The 24,288-nt window shown below is 65.8% G+C and carries 27 protein-coding genes; 20 read left to right on the top strand and 7 right to left on the bottom strand.

Translation table 11 applies throughout. The features are described 5' to 3' along the window. Positions 1-14: 14 nt before the first annotated feature. The 7 genes from HND92_RS19255 to HND92_RS02255 all read right to left on the bottom strand — a co-directional run bounded on the left by HND92_RS19255 (position 15) and on the right by HND92_RS02255 (position 5,583). Complete coding sequence (locus HND92_RS19255; protein ID WP_253940090.1) at positions 15-617, bottom strand: diguanylate cyclase; 603 nt, start codon at positions 615-617, stop codon at positions 15-17. Beyond that, positions 614-1,609, bottom strand: coding sequence for a PAS domain-containing protein (locus HND92_RS19250; RefSeq protein ID WP_253940136.1), 996 nt, complete (start codon positions 1,607-1,609; stop codon positions 614-616). Before HND92_RS19250 ends, HND92_RS19255 begins: the two co-directional genes overlap by 4 nt. Beyond that, positions 1,497-2,684 (bottom strand): cache domain-containing protein, encoded by a 1,188-nt coding sequence (locus HND92_RS19245; RefSeq protein WP_253940089.1) that lies wholly within the window; start codon positions 2,682-2,684, stop codon positions 1,497-1,499. Before HND92_RS19245 ends, HND92_RS19250 begins: the two co-directional genes overlap by 113 nt. A gap of 142 nt (positions 2,685-2,826) precedes the next feature. Then, a complete protein-coding gene (gene trpC / locus HND92_RS02270; RefSeq protein WP_172205616.1) occupies positions 2,827-3,627 on the bottom strand; it encodes an indole-3-glycerol phosphate synthase TrpC in 801 nt (266 codons plus the stop codon). Between the two features lie 70 nt (positions 3,628-3,697). Beyond that, a complete protein-coding gene (locus tag HND92_RS02265) occupies positions 3,698-3,871 on the bottom strand; it encodes a hypothetical protein (RefSeq protein ID WP_172205614.1) in 174 nt (57 codons plus the stop codon). A 10-nt stretch (positions 3,872-3,881) separates the two neighbouring features. Continuing rightward, positions 3,882-4,916 carry an anthranilate phosphoribosyltransferase gene (trpD, locus tag HND92_RS02260; RefSeq protein WP_172205612.1) on the bottom strand — a complete coding sequence of 345 codons (1,035 nt, stop codon included), beginning with the start codon at positions 4,914-4,916 and terminating at the stop codon, positions 3,882-3,884. Between the two features lie 97 nt (positions 4,917-5,013). After that, entirely contained in the window at positions 5,014-5,583 is a 570-nt protein-coding gene (locus tag HND92_RS02255; RefSeq protein ID WP_135149597.1) for an aminodeoxychorismate/anthranilate synthase component II, read from the bottom strand. Positions 5,584-6,741: 1,158 nt separating this feature from the next. Between HND92_RS02255 and HND92_RS02250 the strand changes: the two genes are divergently transcribed. The 20 genes from HND92_RS02250 (at position 6,742) to HND92_RS02155 (ending at position 24,251) form a co-directional block, all read left to right on the top strand. Continuing rightward, positions 6,742-7,488 (top strand): hypothetical protein, encoded by a 747-nt coding sequence (locus HND92_RS02250; RefSeq protein ID WP_107220025.1) that lies wholly within the window; start codon positions 6,742-6,744, stop codon positions 7,486-7,488. Between the two features lie 118 nt (positions 7,489-7,606). Beyond that, positions 7,607-7,819, top strand: a complete 213-nt coding sequence (locus HND92_RS02245; protein WP_107220024.1) for an AlpA family transcriptional regulator — start codon at positions 7,607-7,609, stop codon at positions 7,817-7,819. Positions 7,820-7,861: 42 nt separating this feature from the next. Beyond that, complete coding sequence (locus tag HND92_RS02240; RefSeq protein ID WP_107220023.1) at positions 7,862-8,737, top strand: ParA family protein; 876 nt, start codon at positions 7,862-7,864, stop codon at positions 8,735-8,737. After that, positions 8,721-8,981 carry a hypothetical protein gene (locus HND92_RS02235; RefSeq protein ID WP_107220022.1) on the top strand — a complete coding sequence of 87 codons (261 nt, stop codon included), beginning with the start codon at positions 8,721-8,723 and terminating at the stop codon, positions 8,979-8,981. The genes HND92_RS02240 and HND92_RS02235 overlap by 17 nt, the downstream gene beginning before the upstream one ends. Continuing rightward, a complete protein-coding gene (locus tag HND92_RS02230; RefSeq protein WP_107220021.1) occupies positions 8,974-10,620 on the top strand; it encodes a ParB family protein in 1,647 nt (548 codons plus the stop codon). Before HND92_RS02235 ends, HND92_RS02230 begins: the two co-directional genes overlap by 8 nt. A gap of 15 nt (positions 10,621-10,635) precedes the next feature. Continuing rightward, positions 10,636-11,196, top strand: coding sequence for a DUF2857 domain-containing protein (locus HND92_RS02225; RefSeq protein WP_107220020.1), 561 nt, complete (start codon positions 10,636-10,638; stop codon positions 11,194-11,196). Between the two features lie 3 nt (positions 11,197-11,199). Further along, positions 11,200-12,414 carry an STY4528 family pathogenicity island replication protein gene (locus HND92_RS02220; protein ID WP_107220019.1) on the top strand — a complete coding sequence of 405 codons (1,215 nt, stop codon included), beginning with the start codon at positions 11,200-11,202 and terminating at the stop codon, positions 12,412-12,414. Positions 12,415-12,855: 441 nt separating this feature from the next. Next, the gene (locus HND92_RS02215; protein WP_107220018.1) at positions 12,856-13,656 is read left to right on the top strand and encodes a PFL_4669 family integrating conjugative element protein; all 801 of its coding nucleotides are present in this window, start codon (positions 12,856-12,858) and stop codon (positions 13,654-13,656) included. Next, on the top strand, positions 13,653-14,180 hold the full coding sequence (locus HND92_RS02210; RefSeq protein ID WP_107220017.1) for a DUF3158 family protein: 528 nt from the start codon (positions 13,653-13,655) through the stop codon (positions 14,178-14,180). The genes HND92_RS02215 and HND92_RS02210 overlap by 4 nt, the downstream gene beginning before the upstream one ends. Before the next feature lie 73 nt (positions 14,181-14,253). Beyond that, complete coding sequence (locus tag HND92_RS02205) at positions 14,254-14,694, top strand: single-stranded DNA-binding protein (RefSeq protein WP_107220016.1); 441 nt, start codon at positions 14,254-14,256, stop codon at positions 14,692-14,694. A 277-nt stretch (positions 14,695-14,971) separates the two neighbouring features. Beyond that, positions 14,972-16,993, top strand: coding sequence for a DNA topoisomerase III (locus HND92_RS02200; RefSeq protein ID WP_107220015.1), 2,022 nt, complete (start codon positions 14,972-14,974; stop codon positions 16,991-16,993). Between the two features lie 515 nt (positions 16,994-17,508). Continuing rightward, the gene (locus tag HND92_RS02195) at positions 17,509-19,116 is read left to right on the top strand and encodes a DNA cytosine methyltransferase (RefSeq protein ID WP_107220014.1); all 1,608 of its coding nucleotides are present in this window, start codon (positions 17,509-17,511) and stop codon (positions 19,114-19,116) included. A gap of 243 nt (positions 19,117-19,359) precedes the next feature. Continuing rightward, a complete protein-coding gene (locus tag HND92_RS02190) occupies positions 19,360-19,917 on the top strand; it encodes a hypothetical protein (RefSeq protein WP_107220013.1) in 558 nt (185 codons plus the stop codon). 332 nt (positions 19,918-20,249) lie between these two features. Then, positions 20,250-20,462, top strand: coding sequence for a hypothetical protein (locus tag HND92_RS02185; RefSeq protein WP_087746539.1), 213 nt, complete (start codon positions 20,250-20,252; stop codon positions 20,460-20,462). Between the two features lie 21 nt (positions 20,463-20,483). Next, positions 20,484-20,876, top strand: coding sequence for a hypothetical protein (locus tag HND92_RS02180; protein WP_107220012.1), 393 nt, complete (start codon positions 20,484-20,486; stop codon positions 20,874-20,876). Positions 20,877-21,051: 175 nt separating this feature from the next. Continuing rightward, a complete protein-coding gene (locus tag HND92_RS02175; protein ID WP_107220011.1) occupies positions 21,052-21,738 on the top strand; it encodes a hypothetical protein in 687 nt (228 codons plus the stop codon). An 80-nt stretch (positions 21,739-21,818) separates the two neighbouring features. Beyond that, positions 21,819-22,556 (top strand): ABC transporter substrate-binding protein, encoded by a 738-nt coding sequence (locus HND92_RS02170; protein ID WP_135149596.1) that lies wholly within the window; start codon positions 21,819-21,821, stop codon positions 22,554-22,556. A 94-nt stretch (positions 22,557-22,650) separates the two neighbouring features. Continuing rightward, entirely contained in the window at positions 22,651-22,929 is a 279-nt protein-coding gene (locus tag HND92_RS02165) for a uridylate kinase (protein ID WP_135149595.1), read from the top strand. A 282-nt stretch (positions 22,930-23,211) separates the two neighbouring features. Then, positions 23,212-24,036 carry a GTPase gene (locus HND92_RS02160; protein ID WP_172205610.1) on the top strand — a complete coding sequence of 275 codons (825 nt, stop codon included), beginning with the start codon at positions 23,212-23,214 and terminating at the stop codon, positions 24,034-24,036. Next, complete coding sequence (locus tag HND92_RS02155) at positions 24,033-24,251, top strand: hypothetical protein (protein WP_172205608.1); 219 nt, start codon at positions 24,033-24,035, stop codon at positions 24,249-24,251. The genes HND92_RS02160 and HND92_RS02155 overlap by 4 nt, the downstream gene beginning before the upstream one ends. Positions 24,252-24,288 lie beyond the last annotated feature (37 nt).

Here is a 24,288-nt window from a genome sequence, read left to right as displayed (position 1 = left end):
TATATTTACGATAGCTAATCCATTCCATCATGCACCCGGTTGCGGCCTGCCGCCTTGGCGCGGTACAGGTTCGCATCCGCGCGCGCCAGCAACTGTTCGGGGGTGTCTTCGGCGCCGGGCACCACACAGGCCACCCCGGCACTCACCGTGACCACGGGCGCAACCGGCGAGCCGCGGTGTTCCATCTGCCGCGCATGCACGGCCCGGCAGAGCGCCTGCGCCTTGGCGCGCGCGCCGTCCAGGTCGCACTCGGGCAACAGGCAGACGAATTCTTCGCCGCCGTAGCGAGCCACGAGGTCGTGCGACCGCCCCAGGCCGCCGCGCAGCGCGGCGGCCACGGCGCGCAGGCAATCATCGCCCTGCTGGTGGCCATACAGGTCGTTGAACTGCTTGAAATGGTCGATGTCCACCATCACCACGGACAGGGGCTGGCCGCTGCGCCGGCAGCGCCGCCATTCGGCCTTGAGGGTGCGGTCCAACTGGCGGCGATTGGCCAGGCCCGTGAGCCCGTCCATGAAGGCCAGCTTGCGCAGCAGTTCATGTTGCGCGCGCTGCTCGGTCACGTCCACGAAGGTGGCCATGCAATGGTCGCCAAAAGCCAGCCCGCCGATGGTCATCGTATGCAGCCTGCCGTCGCGGTCGGTGACGCGGTATTCCCTGTCCGCGATCTCGCCCCCTGCGCGCCTGCCTGCGCCAGGTCTGCGTTCCACGCGGCGATGACCTGTTCGCGGTAGTGCGGATCGGGATAGGCGCGCGGCCACCACTGCCCCAGCGTGGGCACCTCGGCCTCGGTGTAGCCGAACAGGTCCTGGAAGCGCCGGTTGCGAAAGTAGATCACGCCCGCGGCATTGATCATGCACAGCCCGATGGGCATCTCCTGCATCAGATGCCTGAGCAGGCGCTCGGTTTCCTGCAGCTGCAGCGCCTGCTGCTTGGCCAGCGTCACGTCGTGGATATAGCCATGCCACAGCACGGCGCCCGAGGCCGTGCGCGCGGGCCGTGCCTGGCCGCTGACCCAGCGCTCGCGCTCCCCGGGCACGAGCACGCGGTATTCGGTGCGCCACAGCTCCAGGGTCTGCGCGGATGCCAGCACGCTCTCGCGCAGCGCCTGCAGGTCGTCGGGGTGGATGCGCGCGAAGACCTGCTCCGCATCCACGCACAGGGCCTGCGGGGGAAGCCCGTAGATGTCCTGCACCCCGGGGCTGGCGTACGGGAAGTGGCTGCGCCCGTCGGGCTCGCGCTGGTATTGGTACAGCGCGCCGGGCACGTTCTCGGCCAGGCGGTCCAGCGTCTCCTGGTGCTGCCGCTGCGCGGTCACGTCCGTGTGGGTGCCGATGAGGCGGGTGGGTCGGCCGCTGGCGTCGCGCGCGGTCACCTGGCCGCGGTCCTGCACCCATTTGTAGCTGCCGTCCCTGCAGCGCATGCGGTGCACGTTTTCATAGACCGCCGTTTCACCCGCCAGGTGGCGCGCCACGTCGGCGTGCACGCGCGCCAGATCATCGGGATGCACGCGGCTTTCCCATTCCTGCAGGCTGTCGCCGATGTCGCCTTCTGCGTAGCCGAGCATGGTCTTCCATACCGGCGAGAAATACACCGTGTCCGCGGCCACGTCCCAGTCCCACACGCCCTGCTGGGTGGCATGCAGCACCGCCTGCCAGCGGGCCTGCAAGGCGGCTTCCTGGGCAGCCAGCGCCTGCTCGCGGCGCCACAGCTGGCGGCGCCGGCGCTGCATGAAGCCCAGGCCCAGCCCAATGGCAACCCCCGTCAGCAGCCATGCCACACCCAGCGTCCAGGCGCGCGCGCCAGGCGGCGAACACCTGGCTCCAGTCCCGCGCGACGGCCGCAACCAACGGCTTGTCCATGTGCAGGTGCGCCGGAAAGATGGTGCGCAGCGCCACCAGCCGCTCGGTCGGGTCCGGCTCCATCGCGCCGACGAAGAGGCTTTCCATCCGCCCGCTGTCCAGGTGCGCCTGAAAGAGCGTTCCGGGCTGCGCCAGCGTGGCGCCCAGCAGCCCCGCCCGTTCGGGCACGCGCAGGAAGCGCACGCCGTCGCCGTGCACCAGGGTGCTCTCCACGTCGGGGGCGTAGCGCACGGAATCCAGCAAGGTCTTGAACTCCTCGGGGTCCAGCGTCGCCGCGACCACGCCGCCGGGCAGCCCATCTTCCGCCACCACCGGGCGCGACAACGTGATGGCCCAGATACCCAACACCGTGCGCATGGGCGCACTGACGATCAGCGAGGGCTGCTCGCGGCTTGCCAGCCGGCGCGCCGACTGGAAGTAATCGCGGTAGGCAAAGTTCTCCCCGAGCAGTTCGGCGCGGCTGGAGGCGACCACCGTACCCTCGGCATCCAGCACGGTCAGCGTGCGCACGCCGGTCATGGCGTCGCTGAAGGCCCGCAGCCGCTCGTTGAATGGCAAGGCGCCTTCAGGGCGCGCGCGCCACTGCGGCAGGTTCGCAACAATATCCCCCAGCGCCTGGTTCACGGCATGCAGTTGGCGCTCCAGGTTCTCATGGACGATATGCACCTGGTGCGCGACCTGCTGGCGCTCGCGTTCCTCGGTGTCGCGCCGCTCCAGGATCAGCACGACTGCGATCAGCGCCCCCAGCGCCAGCCACAGGCCCGCCAGCAACCACCACTCCCTGCGAAAACGCTCGGCCTGCGTATCCGGTCTCTCGCGCAAGGCAACTCCTCCATGCGGGCACGATAAGAATGGCCGGGTAACCGCCTCAGGCAGGCAAGGCTCATCGACGCGGCCCGATGACTTTCATGGGCCCAGTATGCCGCCACCGCCCCAACCCCGGGGGACGCCCGGCCTGCGGCCGTCAGGCGAACAGCTGGGCCAGCGCCCGCCCCGGGTCGGGCGCGCGCATGAAGGCCTCGCCCACCAGGAACGCATTCATGCCGGCATCGCGCAGCGTGTGCACATCCACCGGCGCAAGGATGCCGGACTCGGCCACCAGCAGGCGGTCGGCGGGCACTTCCTTCTTCAGGTCCAGCGTGGTCTGCAGGCTGACCTCGAAGGTGCGCAGGTTGCGGTTGTTGATGCCCACGAGCGGCGTCTGCAGGCGCAGCGCGCGCTCCAGCTCGGCGCCGTCGTGCACCTCCACCAGCACGGCCATGTCCAGGCTGCGGGCGATCTGCTCCATCTCGGCCATCAGGCCATCCTCGAGGCAGGCGGCGATCAGCAGCACACAGTCCGCTCCAAAAGCGCGCGACTCGTAGATCTGGTACGGGTCGATCATGAAGTCCTTGCGCAGCACCGGCAGCGGGCAACTGGCGCGTGCCTGCTTCAGGTAATCGGGCTGGCCTTGAAAAAACTGGCGGTCGGTCAGCACCGACAGGCAGGCCGCGCTGACCTTGCCGTCGCCCTCGGCGTAGCTTTGCGCGATGTCGGCCGGGATGAAATCCTCGCGGATCACGCCCTTGCTGGGGCTGGCCTTCTTGATTTCGGCGATCACGCCGGCCTGGCCCTGGTCGATCTTGGCGCGCAGCGCGCCCACGAAGTCGCGCGTGAGCACGCGGCTCTCGGCGTCGCGGCGCATGTCGGTGAAGGACACGCGCTTTTGCGCGGCGGCCACTTCCTCGACCTTCACGTCGCAGATTTTCTTCAGGATGTCCGACATGCTTGCTTCCTTGCTCCCCGCAGGGAGCGTCAATGGTGACGGCGCGCACTGGCGCCAGCGCCCGTCCCGCTCATTCGCGCGGAGGTACCGGGCCCTTGTGGCCTTGCGTGGGCGGTGCCGGGCCGCGCACCACCTTCATGATGATGCGGTGCATCACGATGCCCACGACGATGAACAGCAGCGACACGCCCAGCACGATCCACGTCGCGGGGTCGTTCCAGATGGGAGCGTCCAGCAGGCTCATCGCCGTGCGCTCAGGCCGCGAGCTTCTGGGTGTAGGCGACCAGCTGCTGCAGCTTGGCCAGGGCCGCGCCGCTGGCCAGGGCCTGCCGGGCGCGGCGCAGGCCGTCTTCCAGCGAGTCGGCCACATTGGCGGCATACAAGGCGGCACCGGCGTTCAGGCAGACGATGTCGCGCGCCGGGCCTTCGTCGCCCTGCAGCACGCCCATCAGCATGGCCTTGGATTCGGTCGGGTTCTCCACGCGCAGCGCCCGCGTGCCTGCCATGCGCAGGCCGAAGTCCTCGGGGTGGATCTCGTACTCGCGCACCGCGCCGTCTTTCAATTCGCCCACCAGCGTGCCCGCGCCCAGGCTGATTTCGTCCAGCCCGTCACGGCCGTAGACCACCAGCGCGTGCTCGGCGCCCAGGCGTTGCAGCGCACGCACCTGGATGCCCACCAGGTCTTCGTGGAACACGCCCATGAGGATGTTGGGCGCACCTGCCGGGTTGGTCAGCGGCCCCAGGATGTTGAAGATGGTGCGCACGCCCAGCTCCTTGCGCACCGGCGCCACGTTCTTCATGGCGGGGTGGTGGTTGGGCGCGAACATGAAACCGATGCCCACGTCGCCAATGCACTGCGCGATCTGCGCAGGCTGCAGGTTGATGTGCACGCCCAGCGCCTCCATGGCGTCGGCGCTGCCGCTCTTGCTGCTGACGCTGCGCCCACCGTGCTTGCTGACCTTGGCGCCCGCGGCGGCGATGACGAAGGTGGCGCAGGTGGAGATGTTGAAGGTGTTGGCGCCGTCGCCGCCCGTGCCCACGATGTCCACGAGGTGCTTGGTGTCGTGCACCTGCACCTTGTGGGAAAACTCGCGCATCACCTGCGCGGCGGCGGTGATCTCGCCGATGGTTTCCTTCTTCACGCGCAGGCCGGTGGTGATGGCCGCGGTCATGACGGGCGAGAGTTCGCCGCTCATGATCATGCGCATGAGGTGCAGCATCTCGTCGTGGAAGATCTCGCGGTGCTCGATGGTGCGCTGCAGCGCTTCCTGGGGGGTGATGGGGGTCATGGAAGTACCTCTATTTTGATAGCTGCTTGCGCTTGCTGTATATGCATTTCAAGCATTTTTCGCAGTGAATTCGTTGACAGGCAAGCGCTGGCAGCTATTATTTTTGATCCAGGAAGTTCTTGAGCATCGCGTGGCCGTGCTCGGTGAGGATGCTCTCGGGGTGGAACTGCACGCCCTCGATGGCCAGCTCGCGGTGGCGGATTCCCATGATCTCGCCGTCGTCCGTCCAGGCCGTCACCTCCAGCACTTCGGGGCAGCTCGCGCGCTCGATGGACAGGGAGTGGTAGCGGTTCACCGTGAACTGCTTGGGCAGGCCTGCGAACACGCCCGTCTGCGTGGTGGTGATGACGCTGGTCTTGCCATGCATGAGTTGCTGCGCCCGGATGATCTTGCCGCCGAAGGCCGCGCCAATGCTCTGGTGGCCCAGACACACGCCCAAGATGGGGAGCTTGCCGGCGAAGTGCTGGATCGCCGCCACCGAGATACCCGCCTCGGCCGGCGAGCAGGGCCCGGGCGAGATCACCAGCCGGTCGGGCGCACGCGCGGCAATGCCCTCCAGCGTGATCTCGTCGTTGCGAAACACCTCGACTTCGGCGCCCAGCTCGCCGAAGTACTGCACGATGTTGTAGGTGAAGCTGTCGTAGTTGTCGACCATCAGGAGTCTCATGATTATAAGTCCTTGATTTTATTGATGTTTCTCATTACACGCACCCTCCATTACTCACTTCATTACACACATCGACAGTCGCTTGCGATGGACGAAGTGCGCGCAGGTGCTTGCTGACAGCGGCAACGGATCTTGAGAGAAGTGGCAAAGCGCGCCAACGCGGCGCACTGGAGCAGCGCCTACGCCAGCATGGTTGGGCCGAGTGATGAGACGGAACGGGCAGACTCCCCCATCGCAGCGTCGCGGGGCGCGGAGCATCAGTTCGACGATGGGGATGATCAGCTAAGGGCATCGGGCAATCTCCTCAAATCTTGGAGCCGCCGTGCCGGGGAAGCCTTCTTGAAACCTTGCCTGCCGGTACGGCGGCAAGGTGCGGTCAAGACCGCAACGACATGCCGCTTCCTATTGGAAGCGCCACCACAGAGCGATGTTGGTCGAAGCGGTACGGGTCATGGACAGACCAAAGTATTGAATTTAGAAGCTAGAACTCAGCCCGAGTGCGCCCGAACGGAATTCCAAAGTAAGCCTTTGGGATTTTACCACGAGCATGTTTGGCAAAGCCACCTCCGACAGCACCGAGCCTCCAGCAGATCGCCCCCACCTCGGTTCCGACGACAGCGCTGCCCTGTCGAAGGTCGAAGAAGCAAAGAGCGAGTAGGCCTGCCACTTCGCATTGCCCCCCTGCGATCGTCAGATGCGGCCGGGATTTGTGAGCATGGAATCTGAGGTAAGCAGTCACCTTGGCCCGCACGTGCGTGATGCTATATCGCAATATCAGCATCCGGGCCAGATATGACACCGCCGCTTTCCTCTGCTGATCCGAGACCTACAGGCATAAATGGCGCTGCTCACGGCTTTGTGAAACCGTCGGCGTATCAGACCATACCGAACCGGTTTTGCGAGGGATAGCGCAGCGCATGACGCTGATACCGTGAGCGCCAATATCGAGCTTGCGTCCTCATCGCTCGATGGGCCGGCAACCGGTCAATTCTTGCACATCGAACAAGACGAGGCCACCTGCGGCGGATGCCAATCATCTCGCCCGCCTACGTTCAGGGCATCGTCCCAGGCATCCGCTGCAGGCCATAACGACACGACAGCCCTTGGCAGGGCAAGAAAGGAGCCGGTGATGTAGCGCTTCCGAAAGGAGACGAAGACATGCACAAGGACATTTCAACATCAAAGGTGTTCTATCGACCCATCGAAGCGGCCATCCGATGGGCCGGGTTGCTGCGGTACCTGCCGATGATCCTGGCCGCGATCGCATCACCGCGCTTCCTGCCACCGTCGCTGAACTGCCCGCGGTGGAACGAGTGCCGGCTGTACTCGGAGCGCATCTATGACGGCATCCTCAACGGAGACCTGCCCTACGGCACGGACGGGATCACGCTCAATGACCCGAAGCTACTGCAGTCGCCGGATTTGACCGTTCGCCATGTTGATCTGAAACGTTGGATGCGCACCCACTATCCTGAGCACCGGCCAGGATTCCTGTTCAGCCGTGGCGAACGCATGGCGCATCCTTTCATCACCATGGAAACAGGACAGGCGATCCTGGTGGAGCGGCTGGCCCTTCAGGCAGCGCTGGAGCAAGCCGGGCGCCAGATACGAGAACTGCAGGAGCAGCACGACACCCTGCTCAAGCAGTCCACCGTGCTGCTGGCTGCCAGCCAGTGCGAGATCAGCGAACGGGCGGAGACGACGTATCTCAACATCATCGGCGGGATGCTGACGCTGATGCTGGGCCAGTCCCCCTCGGGCGTGCCTTACTCCAGCTTCAAAACGCAGGAGGCCCTTGTCTCGGCATTGGTCGCCCACTACGGCGGCACCATGGGCATCACGGAGCGAACCTTGAACGGCAAGTTCGCCAACGCCAGGAAGTACGTCCGTAGCGCAAGCGCATGAGGTTTTCCAGCTTGTATGTGCAGTCGCGGAGATTGCATTTGCAATGTCTTTTCGTAGCGATGTCTATTGAATAGAGGTCACGCCAACAAACGCCACCGAGCGTTCAGGAGTGACCGACATGTCGCAAGCACCTGTCCTGCCACCGAACGAGCGCCGCATCTTGCGGCTCGATGAAGTCGAAGCCAAGTCGGGCTTCAAGCGCGCCCACATCTACAGCCTGATGAAGAAGCGCCAGTTCCCCCAGGCGCTGCGCCTCGGCATTCGCGCCGTCGGCTGGGATTCGATCGAAATCGACCAGTGGATCGCCGAACGCCTCAACAACCGGACCTGATCCGCTCTCCCTTGGACTTCCCATTCCCAGACGGAGAGCGCCATGCAGGTTGTATCCATCATCTCGACCAAGGGCGGCGTCGGCAAGACCACCACCGCCGCCAACCTCGGCGGACTCGTTTCCGATGCGGGCCTACGCGTGCTGCTGCTCGACCTCGACGTGCAGCCCACGCTGTCCTCCTACTACGAGCTGGCCCACCGCGCGCCCGGCGGCATCTACGAGCTGCTGGCCTTCAACGAGCGCGACCTCGGCCGGCTCGTGTCCCGCACGATCATCGCGGGGCTGGACCTGGTGGTCTCCAACGATCACCGGGGCGAACTGAACACCTTGCTGCTGCATGCGCCAGACGGGCGCTTGCGGCTGCGCCACCTGTTGCCGGTGCTGGCACCCCTCTACGACCTGCTGCTGATCGACACCCAGGGGGCGCGCAGCGTGCTGCTGGAGATGGCGGTGCTCGCCTCCGATCTTGCGCTGTCGCCCGTGACCCCGGAAATCCTCGCAGCCCGCGAACTGCGACGCGGCACCATGCAGTTGCTGGAAGACATCGCGCCGTATCGCCACCTCGGCATCGAACCGCCGCCGTTGCATCTGCTGATCAACCGCGTCCACCCCGTGTCCGCCAACGCGCGGCTGATCCAGCAGGCCCTGCGCGACCTGTTCCAGGACCACGCCGGCATCCGCGTGCTCGACACCGACGTGCCGGCCATCGAAGCCTATCCACGCGCTGCGACCCGTGGCCTGCCTGTGCATCGGGTCGAATACCGACAGCCGCTGGGCAGAGTCGCGCCCGCCGCGCTCGACACCATGCGCGCCCTTGCCGGCGAATTGTTCCCGCAATGGCAGGAGCAACTGGCCCGCGTGTCCGGCCGCCCGCAGCGCCCCTCTGAGATGGGGAGGCCCCATGGCGAACGCACATGAACTGGCGCGCGGCCACAAGCGGCTGCGCGCCCTGATCGAATTCGCGATCGGCGAAGGTTGGCACGTCAAGCGCACACCGAGCGGGCACCTTAAGTTCACCAAAGCCGGTTGCGCTGCGATCTATACCAGCTCGACCGCGAGCGACCACCGGGCGGCCCTCAATGCCCGCGCGCAGATCCGCCGTGCCGAGCGCGAGGCTCGCTTGGCCCAGGCCGCCAGCACGAAGGGATGCGGCCATGGCTGAGATGACCTCCCAGGACATGGCCGGCAAGCTGCTTGCCGCCGGGTTCGAGCGCAGCGGTCCATCGGCCACGGCCTTGAGCGATCCGATCGCCGACACGCCGATGGTCGTGACGCTGGACCAGTTGCGCCCTTACGACCACGACCCGCGCAAGAAGCGCAATCCCGCCTACGAGGAGATCAAGGCATCCATTCGCGAACGGGGCCTGGATGCGGCGCCGGCCATCACCCGCCGACCAGGCGAAGATCACTACATCATCCGCAACGGCGGCAACACGCGCCTGGCGATCCTGCGTGAACTCTGGTCGGAAACGCGGGACGAGCGCTTCTTCCGCATATCGTGCCTGTTTCGGCCCTGGCCCGCGCGGGGCGAAATCGTCGCGTTGACCGGCCACCTTGCGGAGAACGAGTTGCGCGGCGGCCTCACGTTCATCGAACGCGCCTTGGGCGTCGAGAAAGCTCGCGAGTTCTATGAAGCGGAAAGCGGCGCCACGCTAAGCCAGTCCGAACTGGCCCGCCGTCTGGGCGCCGATGGCTACCCCGTGCAGCAGTCACACATCAGCCGCATGGCCGATGCGGTGCGCTACCTGCTGCCCGCGATCCCGACCGTGCTCTATGGAGGGCTCGGCCGCCACCAGGTCGAGCGGCTGTCGGTCATGCGCAAGGCCTGCGAGCGCACCTGGGAGCAGTACGCCAAAGCCAAGTCGCTTCCTTTGGACTTCGAGGGGTTCTTTCAGGAAGTGCTGTCGCAGTTCGACACGCAGGCCGACGAGTTCTCGCCGCAGCGCGTGCAGGACGAGCTGATCGGCCAGATGTCCGAGTTGCTGGGCATCGACTACGACGTGCTGGCGCTGGACCTGACCGAATCGGAAAGCCGTCACCGTGCATTGGTCAGCGACCCGACGCCGTCCCCGGCACAACCGACCTTGCCCGATCCCGTGCCCCTGGCGCGGCCGCCACGTGATGCGTCAACGCCCGCGCCGACCGTGGCATCCCCTGTGGGACGGCCAGGCGCCGTGCCCCCACGCCAGGACAACGCGGCTGGCGAGGCGTCTTCGGGCAACCCAGTGGCAGCGTCGGGCGATCTGCTGCAGGGGCACATCGTCTCGCCGGCACCGACGACGGAGCGACTCCAATCCATCCAGCGCATGGTCGCCGACCAGTTGGGGGATGCGCTCCCGCCCGATTTCTCGGCCAACGTGCTGCAGTCCATCCCGGTGCAGGCCGGTGGCCTCTATCCCATCTCGGACGTCTGGTACATCGATCCCGGCTTGGACACACCGGACCGGCTGCGCATTCACATTGCTCAGTTCGCGCGCGAGATCGCGGCCGAAGCGGACCTGGACGGGTGCATCGATGACCGTCCCGATGGCATCGGCTTCGCATGCCGTGGCCAGGCCCCATCACCGGCGGGCCGCGCCGTGCTGGCGCTGCTGGCGTGCCTTGCGGGCCAGAGCCTCGCCGAGCTTGGCCTGGACAACGGGCAACTCGCCCTTGATCTGCCGGCACTGCTGCACGGCCAGGGTCAAAGCCACGACGCCACGTGCTTGAGCGACACCGCAGTGGTCAAGCTCTTTCGGCTGCTGCGTCTGGCTCGGCGCCTGCTGGATTTGGAAGCCAGCACCACGGCTTCCGGGACCTGAGCGAGGGAGTCCAGCATGTCTGCACCGCACCCCCTCAACCAGGCCGTCATTGCCCAGGCGCTGTATGACCTGCGCAATGGGCAACTGCGGCGCTGCAAGCTGATGGGGTTCGGAGAGGAAGAACTGGACGCGCTCAAGCACCCTGCGCTGATCAGCGTGCTGGCCAACGCCAATGTGTCGTGGTGTTCGGTGACGGTCAATCGCGAAGTGCTCCGGCGGCTGCTCAAACAGGCGCAGGACGTGGAGAAGGAGATCGCCACGGTCGATCGCATGTTGCGCCTGGGTGCCAGCACGGAAATGGTGAGCCGCTTTTACGGCCTCACCCACCAGGAAGTTGCGCTGCGGCGCGAGATCCTCGGCCTGCCTAAGCGCAAGGGGCGCCACCCTGTCTTGGACGAGACCCAAGATACGGAACTGTGGCGGCAATGGAAGGCCGTGACCAGCAGCAGAAACGTCGATCTGGAGGATGAAACCTCGATTCTCGATGCGGCAATGGACCTGGCCGAAGGCATGTCACTGCCGCTGTCGGTGGTCTGGGCCGCGATCAAGAACTGGGTCGATCAGGGACTGGGTTAAGCGATGGCCGTGGACGACCCCGCACCACGCGCACCGCGCCAAGGCCCCGTCGCCCTCGCCGATCTGTTCGCGGGCGCCCTGAAGGAACTCGCGCCCCGTTCCAGCGCACCCGCGACCGCACCCAGCGACGGCTTCCTCTTCAGCGGCAACCGGCACGAGAGCGTGCCCAGGCGACTGTTCCTCGATCGTCGGCTGACGCCGCTGGAACGCAATGCCTGGCAGGTGTTCCGGCTGATGCTCAACCAGGACGGGGTGACCGCGTTCCCCACCTATGAGCAGCTACGCCCCTGGCTGGCGTCGATGCCCTGCGCAGGATCGGCTTCGCATGAAACCGTGGCACGGGCGCTGACGCTGCTGCGCCTGACGCGCTGGCTGAGCCTGGTGCGCCGGCGACGCGACCCCAAGACCGGCCGCATCCTCGGCAACCTCTACGTGCTGCATGACGAGCCCCTGACCCCGTTCGAGGCGATGCAGTTGGACGCCGACTACCTGGAGTTGGTCAGCCAGGCCCTCGGCCACTCGGCCAAGGCCGTGCAGGTCGTGGGCCTGAACACCTTGAAGGAGATCGCGGACGACCCGCTGCTGTCCGGCCGCACCTTGCCGTCGCGGCTGCAGGTGCTTGCCGAGCGCCTGGCGCGCCAGGGCATCGGAGCCACCGAAAGTTATCCACAGGGGGGAGCCTCCCACGATTCCGAAGAAGGGCCCGCGAGCCTTCTTCGGAATGGCGAACGCCCCTCTTCGGATTCCGAAGCAGGGCCGAAACCCGCGTCAGACGCCTCTCTTCGGAATCCGAAGCAGGACCGTACAGTACGTAGTAGTCGTATTGATGAAGTACGTACTACCGCGCGTGAGCGTGAGCAGGCGCGCGCGATGCAGGGCATTCGCCTGCCCGAGCGCTTCCTCGATTTGAAAGAAGAGCAGCAGGCCGGCGCCATGGTGGCCTTGCAGCAGGTCGATGCCTCGCTGCGACAAGCCGTGCTGGACGAATGGGCGGAGCGCTGTCGTGGCAGCGCCATCCGCAACCCGGCCGGCTACCTGTTCGGCATCATCCAGCGGGCCATCCGTGGCGAGTTCAATGCGTGGGCCAAGCAGGCTGGGTCGGCACCGCCACCAGCCGCCACGCGAGATGCGCCACCTGAGCCCCCACGCAACGTGGTTCCGCCCGAGGTGGCCAAGCAGCACATCGACCGGCTACGCGAGCTTCTGCGCAAGAGTTGACCGCTTCGTGCGATCAGACCATGAAGCAGACGCCCATGGCGTTCAGTGGAGCTATCCCCTGGGGATAGTTCGTCGGCGGTGATGGATCTCGGATGCGGGCGGACCAGGCATCGAATGATCGCCCCAGACCGGGCCATCCGCGCTGAGCCCGGCGAATCGCTTTCGTTGGCGCTCCATGGAGCTATCCCCAGGGGATAGCCGTGATGCAAGGTGTAACGCCCTCATGCGGGGTCTGCACGATGCCTTTCTCAGCGCATGTCCGTCGTGCTCGGGGCGAACAGCGCTCCATGGTGTTTGGTGGAGCTATCCCCTGGGGATAGCTCTCACCCGCGCGCGACGATCACGACGAAACCGGGGCCTGGCCCATTTCGGTTTGTTGACTGACTGCCTTCCGCTGCATGCGGATGCTGGCGGCTCCCTGTCCACCTGCGAGCGCTCACCATGGCAACCAGCAACGAACCATTGCAACTCAACCTCGGCTCCCTGCGCAGCGCGATGTCGCTGACGCTGCACACCCACCACGCTTCCCGCATCTGGCACGGCCGCGCCGCCGCCGAAGGGCGACCTGGCATCGTCGGCCTGAACGGCTACATCGCGGTGATGAACAAGATGAAGCGCGGCTCGGAGCAGGACGACCCGTATTCAGACTGGTGGATGCTGCGCATCGAGGACAAGCTCGACCAGACCAGGACCACGCTGCAGACCTTGCGCGAACAGGTGGACCAGGCACTGGCGGGCGTGCCTGCGGCATTGAGCCTGGGCGAGAACCTCAATGTGCAACCCGTCAAGCTGCCGCTGTTCGTCAACGCGCAACTGGGCTTCGCGGCGGTCTATCTGCTGGCCGACTACGACGACATCGCGCGCAAGCTGATCCTCGCCCACCACACCGCGCTCATCGACCGCAGCACCTTGGAGCGCTGGCTCAACGAGGGCGCGCACGCGCTGCGCAGCCTGTTCTCGCTGGCCCAGCAGTACCGCTACTCGGGCTGCACCCGCGACGACTTCGCGGCGAAGAATGCCGCAGCGCGGGCGGCGCTGGAGAAATTCGGCGAACTGCCACAGGACGTGCTCGAAGGCATGCGCCGCTCGAAGTTTGCACCGCCCATCGTGCGTCGTGGCCTGCAGCAGCGCGGTGAGGGGCCTGCCGCAGCCGTAGGCGCTTCCCTTGCCAATGGCGACGAAGCCGCTGCTGCCGACTTGTCCGAAGGTGCACCCGCTGTCGGCGAGGACGAATCCGCATGAGCGATCTGAACCAGTCCACCCGCTACTTCCGGGGCCTGCAACAGGGTGCCTTCATGCGGCTGGAACACGCGGCCTCTCTAAAAGGCCTTTTAAAGCCTTTTAAAGGTAAGAGGGACTTCGAGGTCTGGGCCAGCCAGTGCTTCGCCATGCGCGACGAGTTGATCGGCCTGGCGCAGCGACAAGTGCTGCAACAGGCCATCGGGCATCCCTTCCACCTGCTGCCCATCGAACTGGCCCAGCAGACCACTGGCGCGGGAACGACGTTCTTGCGCTGGCGCAGGCACGACCGCTCGGCCATGGGCGTGGCCCTGTGGCAGGCACTGATGGCGAGCACCAGCACGCCGGTCAACCTGCTGGCCGATCTGCACGCGATCGAACTTCAGCGCATCACGCTGAACATGCAGATCAGCCTGTTGCACACCTTGGGCAGGCAGGCGCAGGAATGCGCCAGCAAGGCGGCCGAGGCGGAAGACGCCTACCTGCGCCGGCTCACGTCCATCCCCTCTGCAATGCGCGATCGGTGATCGCGTCGGGCACCCCAGCACGCGCCCGACGCCGACGAGGCACGGGTATTTCAACCACCACGGAGATCACACCATGAGCACGCATTTTTCCGGCGAAGGCAACATCGGCTCGCCACCCGAGTACCGGGAGTTCCCCAACGGCAACGACGAACCGCGGCGCTTGCTGCGGCTGAACGTCTATTTCGACAACCCCGTTCCCACCAAGGGCGGCGACTTCGAGGACCGCGGCGGCTTCTGGGCGCCGGTGGAAATCTGGCACCGGGACGCCGCGCACTGGAAAGACCTGTACCAGAAAGGCATGCGCGTGCTGGTCGTCGGCCGCATGGAGCGCGAACCCTGGACGGACAATGAGGATCAGCCGCGTGAGACCTGGCAGGTCAACGCGCGCAGCGTCGGCATCCTGCCATTCCGCATCGAGTCCGTGGCCCTCAGTCCGAAGCCGCAGGAGGCAGAACCCAAGCCCCAGCCCGCGCAGGAGCCGGCTGCGCCGAAAGAAGCCAAGCGCAGGAAGTGACCCGGCATGGAGGGCGGTCGCACGTCTTCGCCGCCCTCCATGCTCTCGCGAGCTATCCCCAGGGGATAGCTCCATCAACGTCCACCGGCTTCCACGCGCTCCCGAAAATCGCGGCTCCCGGCCCGCATATCCCCGGCTGCACGCCATCCCCGACCCAGCCATTCCATCCCGTGAAAGTGGTCGCCGCCGCATGCGGCTTGTTTGCTGCTGCCTCTGGTGGTGCTCGGCATCCTAGTTTCCAGCAACTCAGCGAACCACGGAAATCGGATGGACGAACATGCGGCTGTTCTTGTGCGAGAAGCCTTCCCAGGGCAACGACATTGGCCGGATTCTCGGCGCGACGCAGCGCGGTGAAGGCTGTCTCAGCGGCTCCGGCGTCACCGTCACCTGGTGCATCGGCCATCTCGTAGAAGCGGCAGCACCCGAGGTCTATGACGCGGCGCTCAAGCGCTGGTCGCTGGACCAGTTGCCCATCATTCCCCAGCAATGGCGGGTCGAGGTCAAACCGAAGACCGCCACGCAATTCAAGGTCGTCAAGGCGCTTCTGGCGAAGACGACCCACCTGGTCATCGCCACCGATGCCGACCGCGAGGGCGAACTGATCGCCCGCGAGATCATCGATCTGTGTGGCTACCGAGGCCCCATCGAGCGCCTGTGGCTGTCGGCGCTCAACGATGCCTCGATCCGCACCGCGCTCGGCAAGCTGCGGCCGTCGTCCGACACGCTGCCGATGTACTTCTCGGCACTGGCGCGCTCGCGGGCCGACTGGCTCGTCGGCATGAACCTCAGCCGGCTGTTCACGGTGCTGGGGCGGCAGGCAGGCTATGACGGCGTGCTGTCGGTCGGGCGCGTCCAGACCCCGACGCTCAAGCTCGTGGTGGACCGCGACCGCGAGATCGCGGCTTTCAGGTCGGTGCCGTTTTGGGCCATCGACGTGTCCCTGTCCGCAGGCGGCCAGGCTTTCAGCGCGCAGTGGGTTCCGCCCGAAGGCTGCACCGACGCCGCCGGCCGATGCGTGCAGCAGCCCATCGCTCAGCAGGCCGCGCAGCAGATCCGCGCAGCCGGCAGTGCCCAGGTGGTGTCGGTCGAGACCGAACGCGTGCGCGAAGGTCCGCCGCTGCTGTTCGACCTGGGCACCTTGCAGGAGGTGTGCTCCAAGCAGCTTGGGCTGGACGTGCAGGAAACCCTGGAGATTGCCCAGGCCCTGTACGAGACGCACAAGGCCACCACGTACCCGCGTTCCGATTCCGGCTACCTGCCTGAAAGCATGTTCGCCGAGGTGCCTGCGGTACTGGACAGCCTGCTCAAGACCGATCCGTCGCTGCGTCCGATCATGGGCCAGCTCGACCGTACCCAACGCTCGCGCGCCTGGAACGACGGCAAGGTCACGGCGCACCACGGCATCATCCCGACGCTCGAACCGGCGAACCTCTCGGCCATGAGCGAGAAGGAACTGGCGGTGTACCGACTGATCCGGGCGCACTATCTCGCCCAATTTTTGCCACATCACGAGTTCGATCGCACCGTGGCGAACTTCTCCTGCGGCCAGCAGACGCTTGCGGCCACGGGAAAGCAAGTCGTCGCCCGCGGCTGGCACCTGGTGCTGGCCGAGCCGCAGCCCGACGAGGATGGCGAGGCCACCGCGCGCAGCCAGGCTCTGCCCGCGCTGCGCGAAGGCATGGCATGCCAGGTGGCCGAGGCCGAGATCAAGGCGCTCAAGACGATGCCGCCCAAGCCCTACACTCAGGGCGAACTGGTCAAGTCGATGAAGGGCGTTGCGCGTTTCGTGACCGACCCGCGCCTGAAACAGAAGTTGAAGGACACGACGGGCATCGGCACCGAAGCCACGCGCGCCAACATCATCACCGGCCTGCTGACGCGGGGCTACCTCGTGAAGAAGGGGCGCTCCATCCGCGCCTCGGAAGCTGCCTTCACCCTGATCGACGCGGTGCCCGCAGCGATTGCCGACCCAGGGACCACCGCCGTCTGGGAACAGGCGCTGGACATGATCGAGGCCGGCCAACTCACGCTGGACGTGTTCATCGGCAAGCAGGCCGCATGGATTTCCCAGTTGATCGCGCAGTACGGCAGCACATCCCTGTCCATCAAGGTTCCCCAAGGGCCGACTTGCCCGCAATGCGGCGCACCCACACGCCAGCGCACCGGCAAGAGCGGCCCGTTCTGGTCGTGCAGTCGCTACCCCGACTGCAAAGGCACGCTGCCGGTCGAATCCGGCACGTCCAAGCGCGGGGCCTCGCGCCCGCGCCGTACCAGTGACAGCGGCCGCAAAGGCTCCTGAACGACCCCGTTTCCCGTGAGCCGTGCCCGCCATCGGCGGCGCGGCCCGTGTTCCGCACGCCCTGCGGGACGCCCAGCGCGCAACGCCTTCTTGTCCGCGTGCGCGTCCCGCCCGGCCGTCCCCGGCCACGGGACCTGAAGGTAGCTTCTCCGCGAACCGTTTCCCGCGCGTTCTGCTGATCTGCATTTTTCCGCCCGCTGCGAAGGGTCCCCCGATGGCTTGCCTGCGCGAGCCACCCGGAGACCCTTCGTGGTCAGCGGTATTCGGTGCCGGTGCCCGCCGGCGAAACACTGGGCTCCGTTTGTGTGTGGATACACGCCAGACGATGCCGGCCCCAGCCACGACATGGGCCGGGTGTGATTGCTGATGAGCAGACGGTTCTAGCGACGACCGGGCCTGCAACAGCCCACGGGTGGTTCTGTCCTCCCGAGCCGAAGGCCGCAGGGCCTTCGGCGTCTTTCTCCTGCCGATCAACGTCCCGGCCCGCCCAGGGCCACACGAACAGGAGACCCGACATGAACCCGCAACCTCGCACCCTTCGCGGTGCGCCCCAGGCCGCGCCACTGCTGTACGGCAGCGTGTGCAGCGGCATCGAGGCCGTGAGCCTCGCCTGGCAACCTCTCGGCCTGCAAGCCGCGTGGTTCGCCGAGATCGACGCCTTCCCGAGCGCCGTGCTCGCCCACCGCTACCCCCACGTGCCCAACCTCGGCGACATGACCGCGATCGCCCGCCAGGTGCGCTCCGGCATCGTGCCAGCGCCCGACATCCTGGTCGGCGGCACGCCGTGCCAGTCGTTCAGCGTTGCCGGCGCGCGCCAGGGGCTGAACGACCCGCGTGGAGCCTTGACCCTTGCCTATGTGGAGCTTGCAAATGCCATCGACCAAACCCGCCACCAAAACCGCCGCTCGCCGGCAACGCTCGTCTGGGAAAACGTCCCCGGCGTCCTCAACGACCGCAGCAATGCCTTCGGGCATTTCCTGGGCGCACTGGCCGGAGAAGGCCGTGCGCTCCAGCCGCCAGGGGAAAAATGGGCGCACGCTGGTTGTGTGTCTGGACCCCGCCGCCGCATCGCCTGGCGCGTGCTCGACGCTCAATATTTCGGTGTCGCCCAACGCCGCAAGCGCGTGTTTCTTGTGGCATGTGGTGGTGATGACCTCGATCCCGCCGAAGTACTTTTTGAGCGCCCAGGCCTGCGCGGGGATTCTTCTGCGGGCCGCGCGCCGTGGCAAGAAGCTGCCCGCGCTGCTGGACCGGGTGCTGCGGCAGCAGGCGAGTACTCGGGATACGCAGGACTGAAGCAGCCCTACGGTCAGGTCACGACGACGTTCGGATTCAGCGGCGGCACCGGCCCCGTCGATGTGGCGGCATGCCTGATGGCCGCGGGCCCCAAGCACGACATCCGCACCGAGACGTTCATGGTGCAGTCGGTCGCCGGCAGCATCGCCCATGCCCTCGATACCGCCAACAACGGCAAGGGCAGCAGCGAGGACGGCACGGGCAAGGGCGTGCCAATCATCGCCTTCACCGCCCAGGGCAACGGCGCGGATGCGACGATCGACCTGACGCCGACGCTGCGCGCTGGCGGGCATCGCAACAGCCATGCGAACGCCGGTGTCGTGCCTGCCATCGCGTTCGCGCAGAATAACCGCGGCGAAGTGCGCTTCGAGTCGGGCCACGGACAGGTGGCTTGCACCGTCCTGTCCAACGGCAAGCCAGGCTACGGGGTGCCGATGGTGGCCTGCGTTGCCCTGCGGGGACGGCCGCAGGGTCTTGCCGCCGAGCTGGGCGGCAGCGTAGCGGCCGCACTGCGCACCAGCGGCGGCGGCGCGGACAAGCCCCATGTGCTGGCCCCCGACTTCGAGGCGCATTTCCGCTACGACTGGAACGACCCCGGCCCCGGCGACTGGTCGCACTGGCGGGTGCGGCGGCTGATGCCCATGGAGTGCGAGCGGCTGCAGGGCATGCCCGACGACTACACGCTGATCCCATACCGCGGCAAGCCTGCCGCGGACGCTCCGCGCTACAAGGCGATCGGCAACTCCATGGCCGTCCCGTGCATGGCTTGGCTGGGCCACCGGCTGATGCAGTGCCTGCACAAGACGGGCTCGACCGCTTCGGTTTGATCGGCGACGCAGCCTGCGGGCCGCGCCATTCTCCTTCCTGCATTGCCGATGTATCGGCAGCAGCCCGCAGCCAGGGTGTCCAGGCTGCCGTGGGTTCCGCCCACGCCACCCGCCAGTTCGCTTCGGCATCTCACCGGCGAACGCTGCCCACCGGGGCATCGATGCCTCCTTTCTCCAACCCACGGGATGGTCGCCACGTCCCGTCAGGGGCATGTCGCCGCCCGGTCGATTTCAGGACTTCCCATGGAAACCATCACCAAGCAAAACCGCATCACGCTGAAGAACCTCAAGGTGGCCGACTTCGCCAGCGAGGAAACGCTGTGCTTCACCGCCACCATCGTGTTCGACGACACTCCCATCGCCGAGGCCCGCAACGACGGGCATGGCGGATCGACGTTCCTACGCGCACTCAACGGCAAGGCGGCGCTGCTGGCTCAGGCCGAAGCCTTCGCCAAGGGCCTGCCGCCCACGCCGCTCGATCTCGGCCAGGAGGGCGAAGATCCTCATTACATCGACATGACGCTCGACTTCCTGGTCGATGAGCTGGCCGATGCCATGCACGCGGAACGCAAGGTGCGAGCCGCGTTCAACCGCGACATCGGCAACAAGGTGCTGTTCATCAAGGACGGCAAACTGCTGTTCATCAAGGGCATCAAGCTCAAGGCCATTGCCGACCGCGCGGCGTACTTTGCAAAGCTGCGCAGCCGGCAGGCCCAGCCCATCGTCATCCTCGCCGAGCTTCCGCCCGAGCAGGCATTCGACTTGTGGAAGCAGCATGTCCTGGGCGACAAGCCCGACTGACCCAGCGCCACCGCACCCTCCTGACAGCCCCGCACTCGATGCGGGGCTTTTCTTTTCTCTGCGCCCATCAATCGGGGCTGGGCCGGATGCCGTTTTCCCACTGACGCCGAGCGGCCCTCGCACGAAGCTGCCCGCATGTTCGCTGATTCGTCAGCACATGCCAGCAGCCAGGGTTCCAGGCTGCCGCGGGTCTCTCCCGCGTCACCCACCAGTCCGCATCGCATCAATCTCGCGGACGCGCGTCCCCGTGACGCCGATGCTTTTTTTCCAACCGCGTGCGGGAGCTGCCATCCCGTGAGGGACGAGGCCCCGCTTTTCCAAGGAGCCCGTCCATGTCCCAGCAAGCCTCTTTCGGCCAGTTGGCCCTGACCTACTGCGGCAAGTTCCTGCCGCTCGAAGTCCTGCAAAGCGCCGCCGGCCACTACATCGGCACGCGCGATACCGAAGGTCCCGTTTCGCGGGAATCCCGCGAGTACTTCCGCAGCTATGCCGCGGCTCAACGCGCCCTCGAAAGAGGCGGCTGGTCCCAGCTCGCCGTTCCCTGATCCAACTGGAGAAATCACGTCATGAACCAGCTATTGCCGCGGGAAGTCGTCGATCAGATCATGCGGGAAGATCAGCGTTTCGCTGCCGCGCCCCAAGCCTTCTTCGAGGCCTGGAAGCGCGGTGTCGAGATTGCTGGTCCCGAGTGGTTCGGCGACGGCACCCGTGAAGGCCTGAACCAGGCCAACACCAAGTGGGATTTGCGTCCCGACATGCTGCGGCTCAACGATGCCCTCGGCGTCCTGAGCAGCGGCGAACGCATGTTCCTGTCCGCCATGGTCAGCTTCTACAACGCGCGCGAGGGCGGTGCCATGCTCAAGCGCTGCCACTTCCACGGGCTGTCGGACTTCGACGGTCTCGATCTGGAGCGCCGCAAGGTCATCGCCGACCTGCTGGTGAACTACAACGGCTGGTGAGCCGGTCTCCGGCACGCCACCGTCCTCTCGATCCCCCCCGTGAGGGACATGCGCCCACAAGGCCATGTCCCTCAATTTCTTCCCCATCGCCCGGCGCCAACGGCCTTGGGCGATTCCCTGCGGATGCCGTCGTCCGCATGGGCTGGCTCCGCTCACTTCCCCGAAAGGAGCCAGCATGGCAAACAACTACTACGAAGGCACGGGCGTTCTCGTGCTCGACCACGTTACTCCCGTCATCAAGGCACTGTTCGGTGCCTTCAGGCTGGACGAACACCATCCCAGCAATGGGCAGGCCTACATCGCCCAGATCGCCGAGACCAATAATCCGCGATGGACAGATGTGCTGGACGGTCTGGAAAACCTGGCCGCACAACTCGGCATCCCCATGCCCGACGACGAAGAGTTGTCGATTCCGCCTCTGCTTGAACGGCTGGCCGCGCACTTCGGCGCTGACCAGGACGGGGAGCTGGAGAACCTGATCGAGCACCACCAGTTCGAGGACAGCGCCGACCTGGAAGCCTTGCTTCTGATCGCCTCCCGCTTCGATGACGGCCATCACCTGACCGCCATCCAGTTCGAGGGCTGCTGGTATTGCAGCAAGCCAAGGCTGTTCGAGTTCGGTGGCCACGGCTGCTACCTGAGCCGCGAGGTACAGGTCTTCAGAACGTCCTCGCAGGCGCTCCAACTCGGCGACCAACTGCGCAAGGCCATCGTGGCCACCGACATCGAAGAGGCCTCGGCGTTGATCGCGTTGGAGGCCGCCAACCTGCTCGCCGGCATCAACGACGAGCATTTCCGCCTGAGTGTGCGCCATCGCGTCGCCGAACGACTGGCCCAGACGCCGACGATCAGCGCCGCCTGACGCATTTTCCACTTTCAACCCACCGGGTCCAATTCCCGGTGGCGGGGATTGGCTCCATTATTCAAATCTGGAGAGTTCCCATGTCCCAGAAACCCAATCCCTTTCTCCGCGGCTACTGGAATCTGAAAATCGTCCGCACGCTGTGCATCAGCTACGAGGACGGAAGCCCGCATGTCTGGCGAAACATCCACCAGAGCCAAGAACACCTCTCCGACGAGGAGCTGGTTTCATCGTCCTGCATCGTCACCAGCGATTTCGCCGTGGTCAGCAATGGTCCTCACCCCGTGAGTGCCGAGGTGCTGGCCGAATGCGATGCCGGTGAGGGCGTCAGCGGCCAAGGCGTGATCGGCGCCGTGGTCTATGCCATCCATGGCGACGACTTCGACGGCCGTCCGGTCCACGTCGGTGACACCTATTCGGCCGAGGCCGCGCGGGAAGTCGTGCAGCGCCTGAGTTTCGAGACCGGGTATTTCAGCCGGGCCTGGGAAATCAGCCGTGAGCACATCACCGTCGATACCTGGCACTACCTCGCCAACCTGGCAGACCTCGCCACGCCGGAGGCTTTCCTGTTCATCGCGTTCCGGGTTCCGTACAGCCCGGCGATCGGCATCAAGCTGATCTCCACGCCCTGGACGGACCAGAACCTGGAGTATGCCGAGGGCATCACCGCCGAGCAGCTTCGGCAGGAGCACCGGAACAAGGGCATGCCGGACGAACTGGCGAACATCCTTGAACTGGCTGGCCAGGCCGACGTGCGCATCCTGATCCTCGACGCCGACGCTTCCGTGCTACCGGGCCTGCCGCTGGCCGAGTCCTAGCAGCCACGCGACGCGCCATCCTTCCTCTTTCTCCCCCATACCAGCCCGTCTCCTGCCCGGAGCCGGGCTGGTTCATTTTCACAGGAGCACCCTCATGTTCCCCGACCTCATCTCGCCCGCGCTCGACTTCGAGCACCAGCTTGGAGCCTGCGTCAATGCCATGAGCCAGGACGACGCCATCGGCCAGATCCTGGTATTCGAGCGCATGCGTGGCACGCTGCACATGCGCCATATCGCCAGCGCCGACCTGGTGGACACCGACGTGGACGACTACGAAATGGTCGTGTTCGACGGTGGCAACACCAGCGGCGATACATGGAAGCATGTCTTCTTCCCGCGCCAGCGCGAGCACTACTTCGTTTACGAAGCTTGACCCCCCAAGCCCCTTCCGAGGGGCTTTTTCTTGCCCGCAGCGAAGGAAAGCGGATGCGGCGCGGTGCGGTTTCCTACGGGCGGACCGCTCACTCCAGGGCCATCCTTGCCCCATGTTCGTCGGCGTTGCCGACACATGCCCAGGCAGCCAAGACCTTCGAGGCTGCAAGCGCGGGAAACCGTGCTGGTCGTTTCTTCCTACGGACGTACCGCGTCCATCCACCCACAAGGGACCTCTCCCTTGTGGGCAGGGAATCCCTTGTTTTTCCTCAAGGAGATTCCCATGGATCGCTCTCTCATCAAGACCCTGATGCCTTCGCTTGTCGCGGGTCATGTGCCCCGCAACGTGCGGTCGATCAAGTACCGTGTGTTCGATGATCAGCCGCAGCCTTCGGCGCTGGGCTTCGCCTTCGATCCCCAGCCTTTCGACGGCAAGGTGGTCGCCGCGACGGACGATGCCATCGTCGTCAAGCTCAAACCCAGCGAGTTCGCGGTGCTCGACCCCAACCTGGTGACCGCCGTTCCCAGCGAAGGCGCCAAGGTGCATGTCCAACCGTATGCCCGCCACCGCTTCGACGGCCTGCGCGCGGACACCCCGGAAGTCATCACCGAGAAAACCTCGGATGGCACGCCTTACACCATCACGAGGCATATTCTCGGCTCCGCGCCAGCCAAGCTGCCCATCCCCGAGCCGCAGTGCATGGAGCTGGGCCAGCTCATCGAGCAGTTGGAGGAAATGCCGGCGCCCGACGGGTTCCGGCGCATCACCCACATGCTGGTCGATGCGGGCGCCCGGGATTTCACCTGGGTCGATCCCAAGCCGTCGAAGATCATCGAGACGCCTCCCTCCATCAGCTTCACGGTCTCAACCGCGAAGTTCGAGGGTCGGGTGACGGTGCTGTACGACCGCGCGGGCGATGCCTACGTGGTGGAACGGCACCGCAATCATGGTGAATTGTTCGAACTGGTCGATCGGCACGACGAGGTGTATTTCGACATGCTCGGTGAAGTGCTGGAGCGGCTCATCGACGACGGGCGCTGGCGCCTGATCGACGTGAGCGTGATCGACGCCAAAGCGGCCCGGCGGCGCCAGGCAGTGCTGACATGACGTCCAAGGTGAGCGACTGCTGGGTGGTTTATTCACCCAACGAGTCGGCAACCGGCAACAGCGCTGGCTTCTGGTCCAACGAGTTCGGCTGGGTCCCGTTCGACCAGGCGACGTGCTTCTCGGCGGAAGAGACCGGGAGCTTGCAGCTTCCGATCTCCACTGGCGGTGATGCGCGCTTCGTTCCATGGCAGGAGGCCCGGCGGCACTACGGCTGACGCCGAAGCCTACCGGCCGCATGCCCCACGGGCCTTC

The organism is Diaphorobacter sp. JS3050 (assembly GCF_013154915.1).
Taxonomy (GTDB): Bacteria; Pseudomonadota; Gammaproteobacteria; order Burkholderiales; family Burkholderiaceae_C; genus Diaphorobacter; species Diaphorobacter nitroreducens.
This window is presented reverse-complemented; position numbering and strand designations above follow the sequence as displayed.

Bases quoted from the DNA above. Each gene is read 5' to 3' on its own strand.
- HND92_RS19255 (WP_253940090.1), bottom strand. From the start codon at position 617: ATGACCATCGGCGGGCTGGCTTTTGGCGACCATTGCATGGCCACCTTC.
- trpC (WP_172205616.1), bottom strand. From the start codon at position 3,627: ATGTCGGACATCCTGAAGAAAATCTGCGACGTGAAGGTCGAGGAAGTG.
- HND92_RS02265 (WP_172205614.1), bottom strand. From the start codon at position 3,871: ATGAGCCTGCTGGACGCTCCCATCTGGAACGACCCCGCGACGTGGATC.
- trpD (WP_172205612.1), bottom strand. From the start codon at position 4,916: ATGACCCCCATCACCCCCCAGGAAGCGCTGCAGCGCACCATCGAGCAC.
- HND92_RS02255 (WP_135149597.1), bottom strand. From the start codon at position 5,583: ATGAGACTCCTGATGGTCGACAACTACGACAGCTTCACCTACAACATC.
- HND92_RS02250 (WP_107220025.1), top strand. From the start codon at position 6,742: ATGCACAAGGACATTTCAACATCAAAGGTGTTCTATCGACCCATCGAA.
- HND92_RS02245 (WP_107220024.1), top strand. From the start codon at position 7,607: ATGTCGCAAGCACCTGTCCTGCCACCGAACGAGCGCCGCATCTTGCGG.
- HND92_RS02240 (WP_107220023.1), top strand. From the start codon at position 7,862: ATGCAGGTTGTATCCATCATCTCGACCAAGGGCGGCGTCGGCAAGACC.
- HND92_RS02235 (WP_107220022.1), top strand. From the start codon at position 8,721: ATGGCGAACGCACATGAACTGGCGCGCGGCCACAAGCGGCTGCGCGCC.
- HND92_RS02230 (WP_107220021.1), top strand. From the start codon at position 8,974: ATGGCTGAGATGACCTCCCAGGACATGGCCGGCAAGCTGCTTGCCGCC.
- HND92_RS02225 (WP_107220020.1), top strand. From the start codon at position 10,636: ATGTCTGCACCGCACCCCCTCAACCAGGCCGTCATTGCCCAGGCGCTG.
- HND92_RS02220 (WP_107220019.1), top strand. From the start codon at position 11,200: ATGGCCGTGGACGACCCCGCACCACGCGCACCGCGCCAAGGCCCCGTC.
- HND92_RS02215 (WP_107220018.1), top strand. From the start codon at position 12,856: ATGGCAACCAGCAACGAACCATTGCAACTCAACCTCGGCTCCCTGCGC.
- HND92_RS02210 (WP_107220017.1), top strand. From the start codon at position 13,653: ATGAGCGATCTGAACCAGTCCACCCGCTACTTCCGGGGCCTGCAACAG.
- HND92_RS02205 (WP_107220016.1), top strand. From the start codon at position 14,254: ATGAGCACGCATTTTTCCGGCGAAGGCAACATCGGCTCGCCACCCGAG.
- HND92_RS02200 (WP_107220015.1), top strand. From the start codon at position 14,972: ATGCGGCTGTTCTTGTGCGAGAAGCCTTCCCAGGGCAACGACATTGGC.
- HND92_RS02195 (WP_107220014.1), top strand. From the start codon at position 17,509: ATGAACCCGCAACCTCGCACCCTTCGCGGTGCGCCCCAGGCCGCGCCA.
- HND92_RS02190 (WP_107220013.1), top strand. From the start codon at position 19,360: ATGGAAACCATCACCAAGCAAAACCGCATCACGCTGAAGAACCTCAAG.
- HND92_RS02185 (WP_087746539.1), top strand. From the start codon at position 20,250: ATGTCCCAGCAAGCCTCTTTCGGCCAGTTGGCCCTGACCTACTGCGGC.
- HND92_RS02180 (WP_107220012.1), top strand. From the start codon at position 20,484: ATGAACCAGCTATTGCCGCGGGAAGTCGTCGATCAGATCATGCGGGAA.
- HND92_RS02175 (WP_107220011.1), top strand. From the start codon at position 21,052: ATGGCAAACAACTACTACGAAGGCACGGGCGTTCTCGTGCTCGACCAC.
- HND92_RS02170 (WP_135149596.1), top strand. From the start codon at position 21,819: ATGTCCCAGAAACCCAATCCCTTTCTCCGCGGCTACTGGAATCTGAAA.
- HND92_RS02165 (WP_135149595.1), top strand. From the start codon at position 22,651: ATGTTCCCCGACCTCATCTCGCCCGCGCTCGACTTCGAGCACCAGCTT.
- HND92_RS02160 (WP_172205610.1), top strand. From the start codon at position 23,212: ATGGATCGCTCTCTCATCAAGACCCTGATGCCTTCGCTTGTCGCGGGT.
- HND92_RS02155 (WP_172205608.1), top strand. From the start codon at position 24,033: ATGACGTCCAAGGTGAGCGACTGCTGGGTGGTTTATTCACCCAACGAG.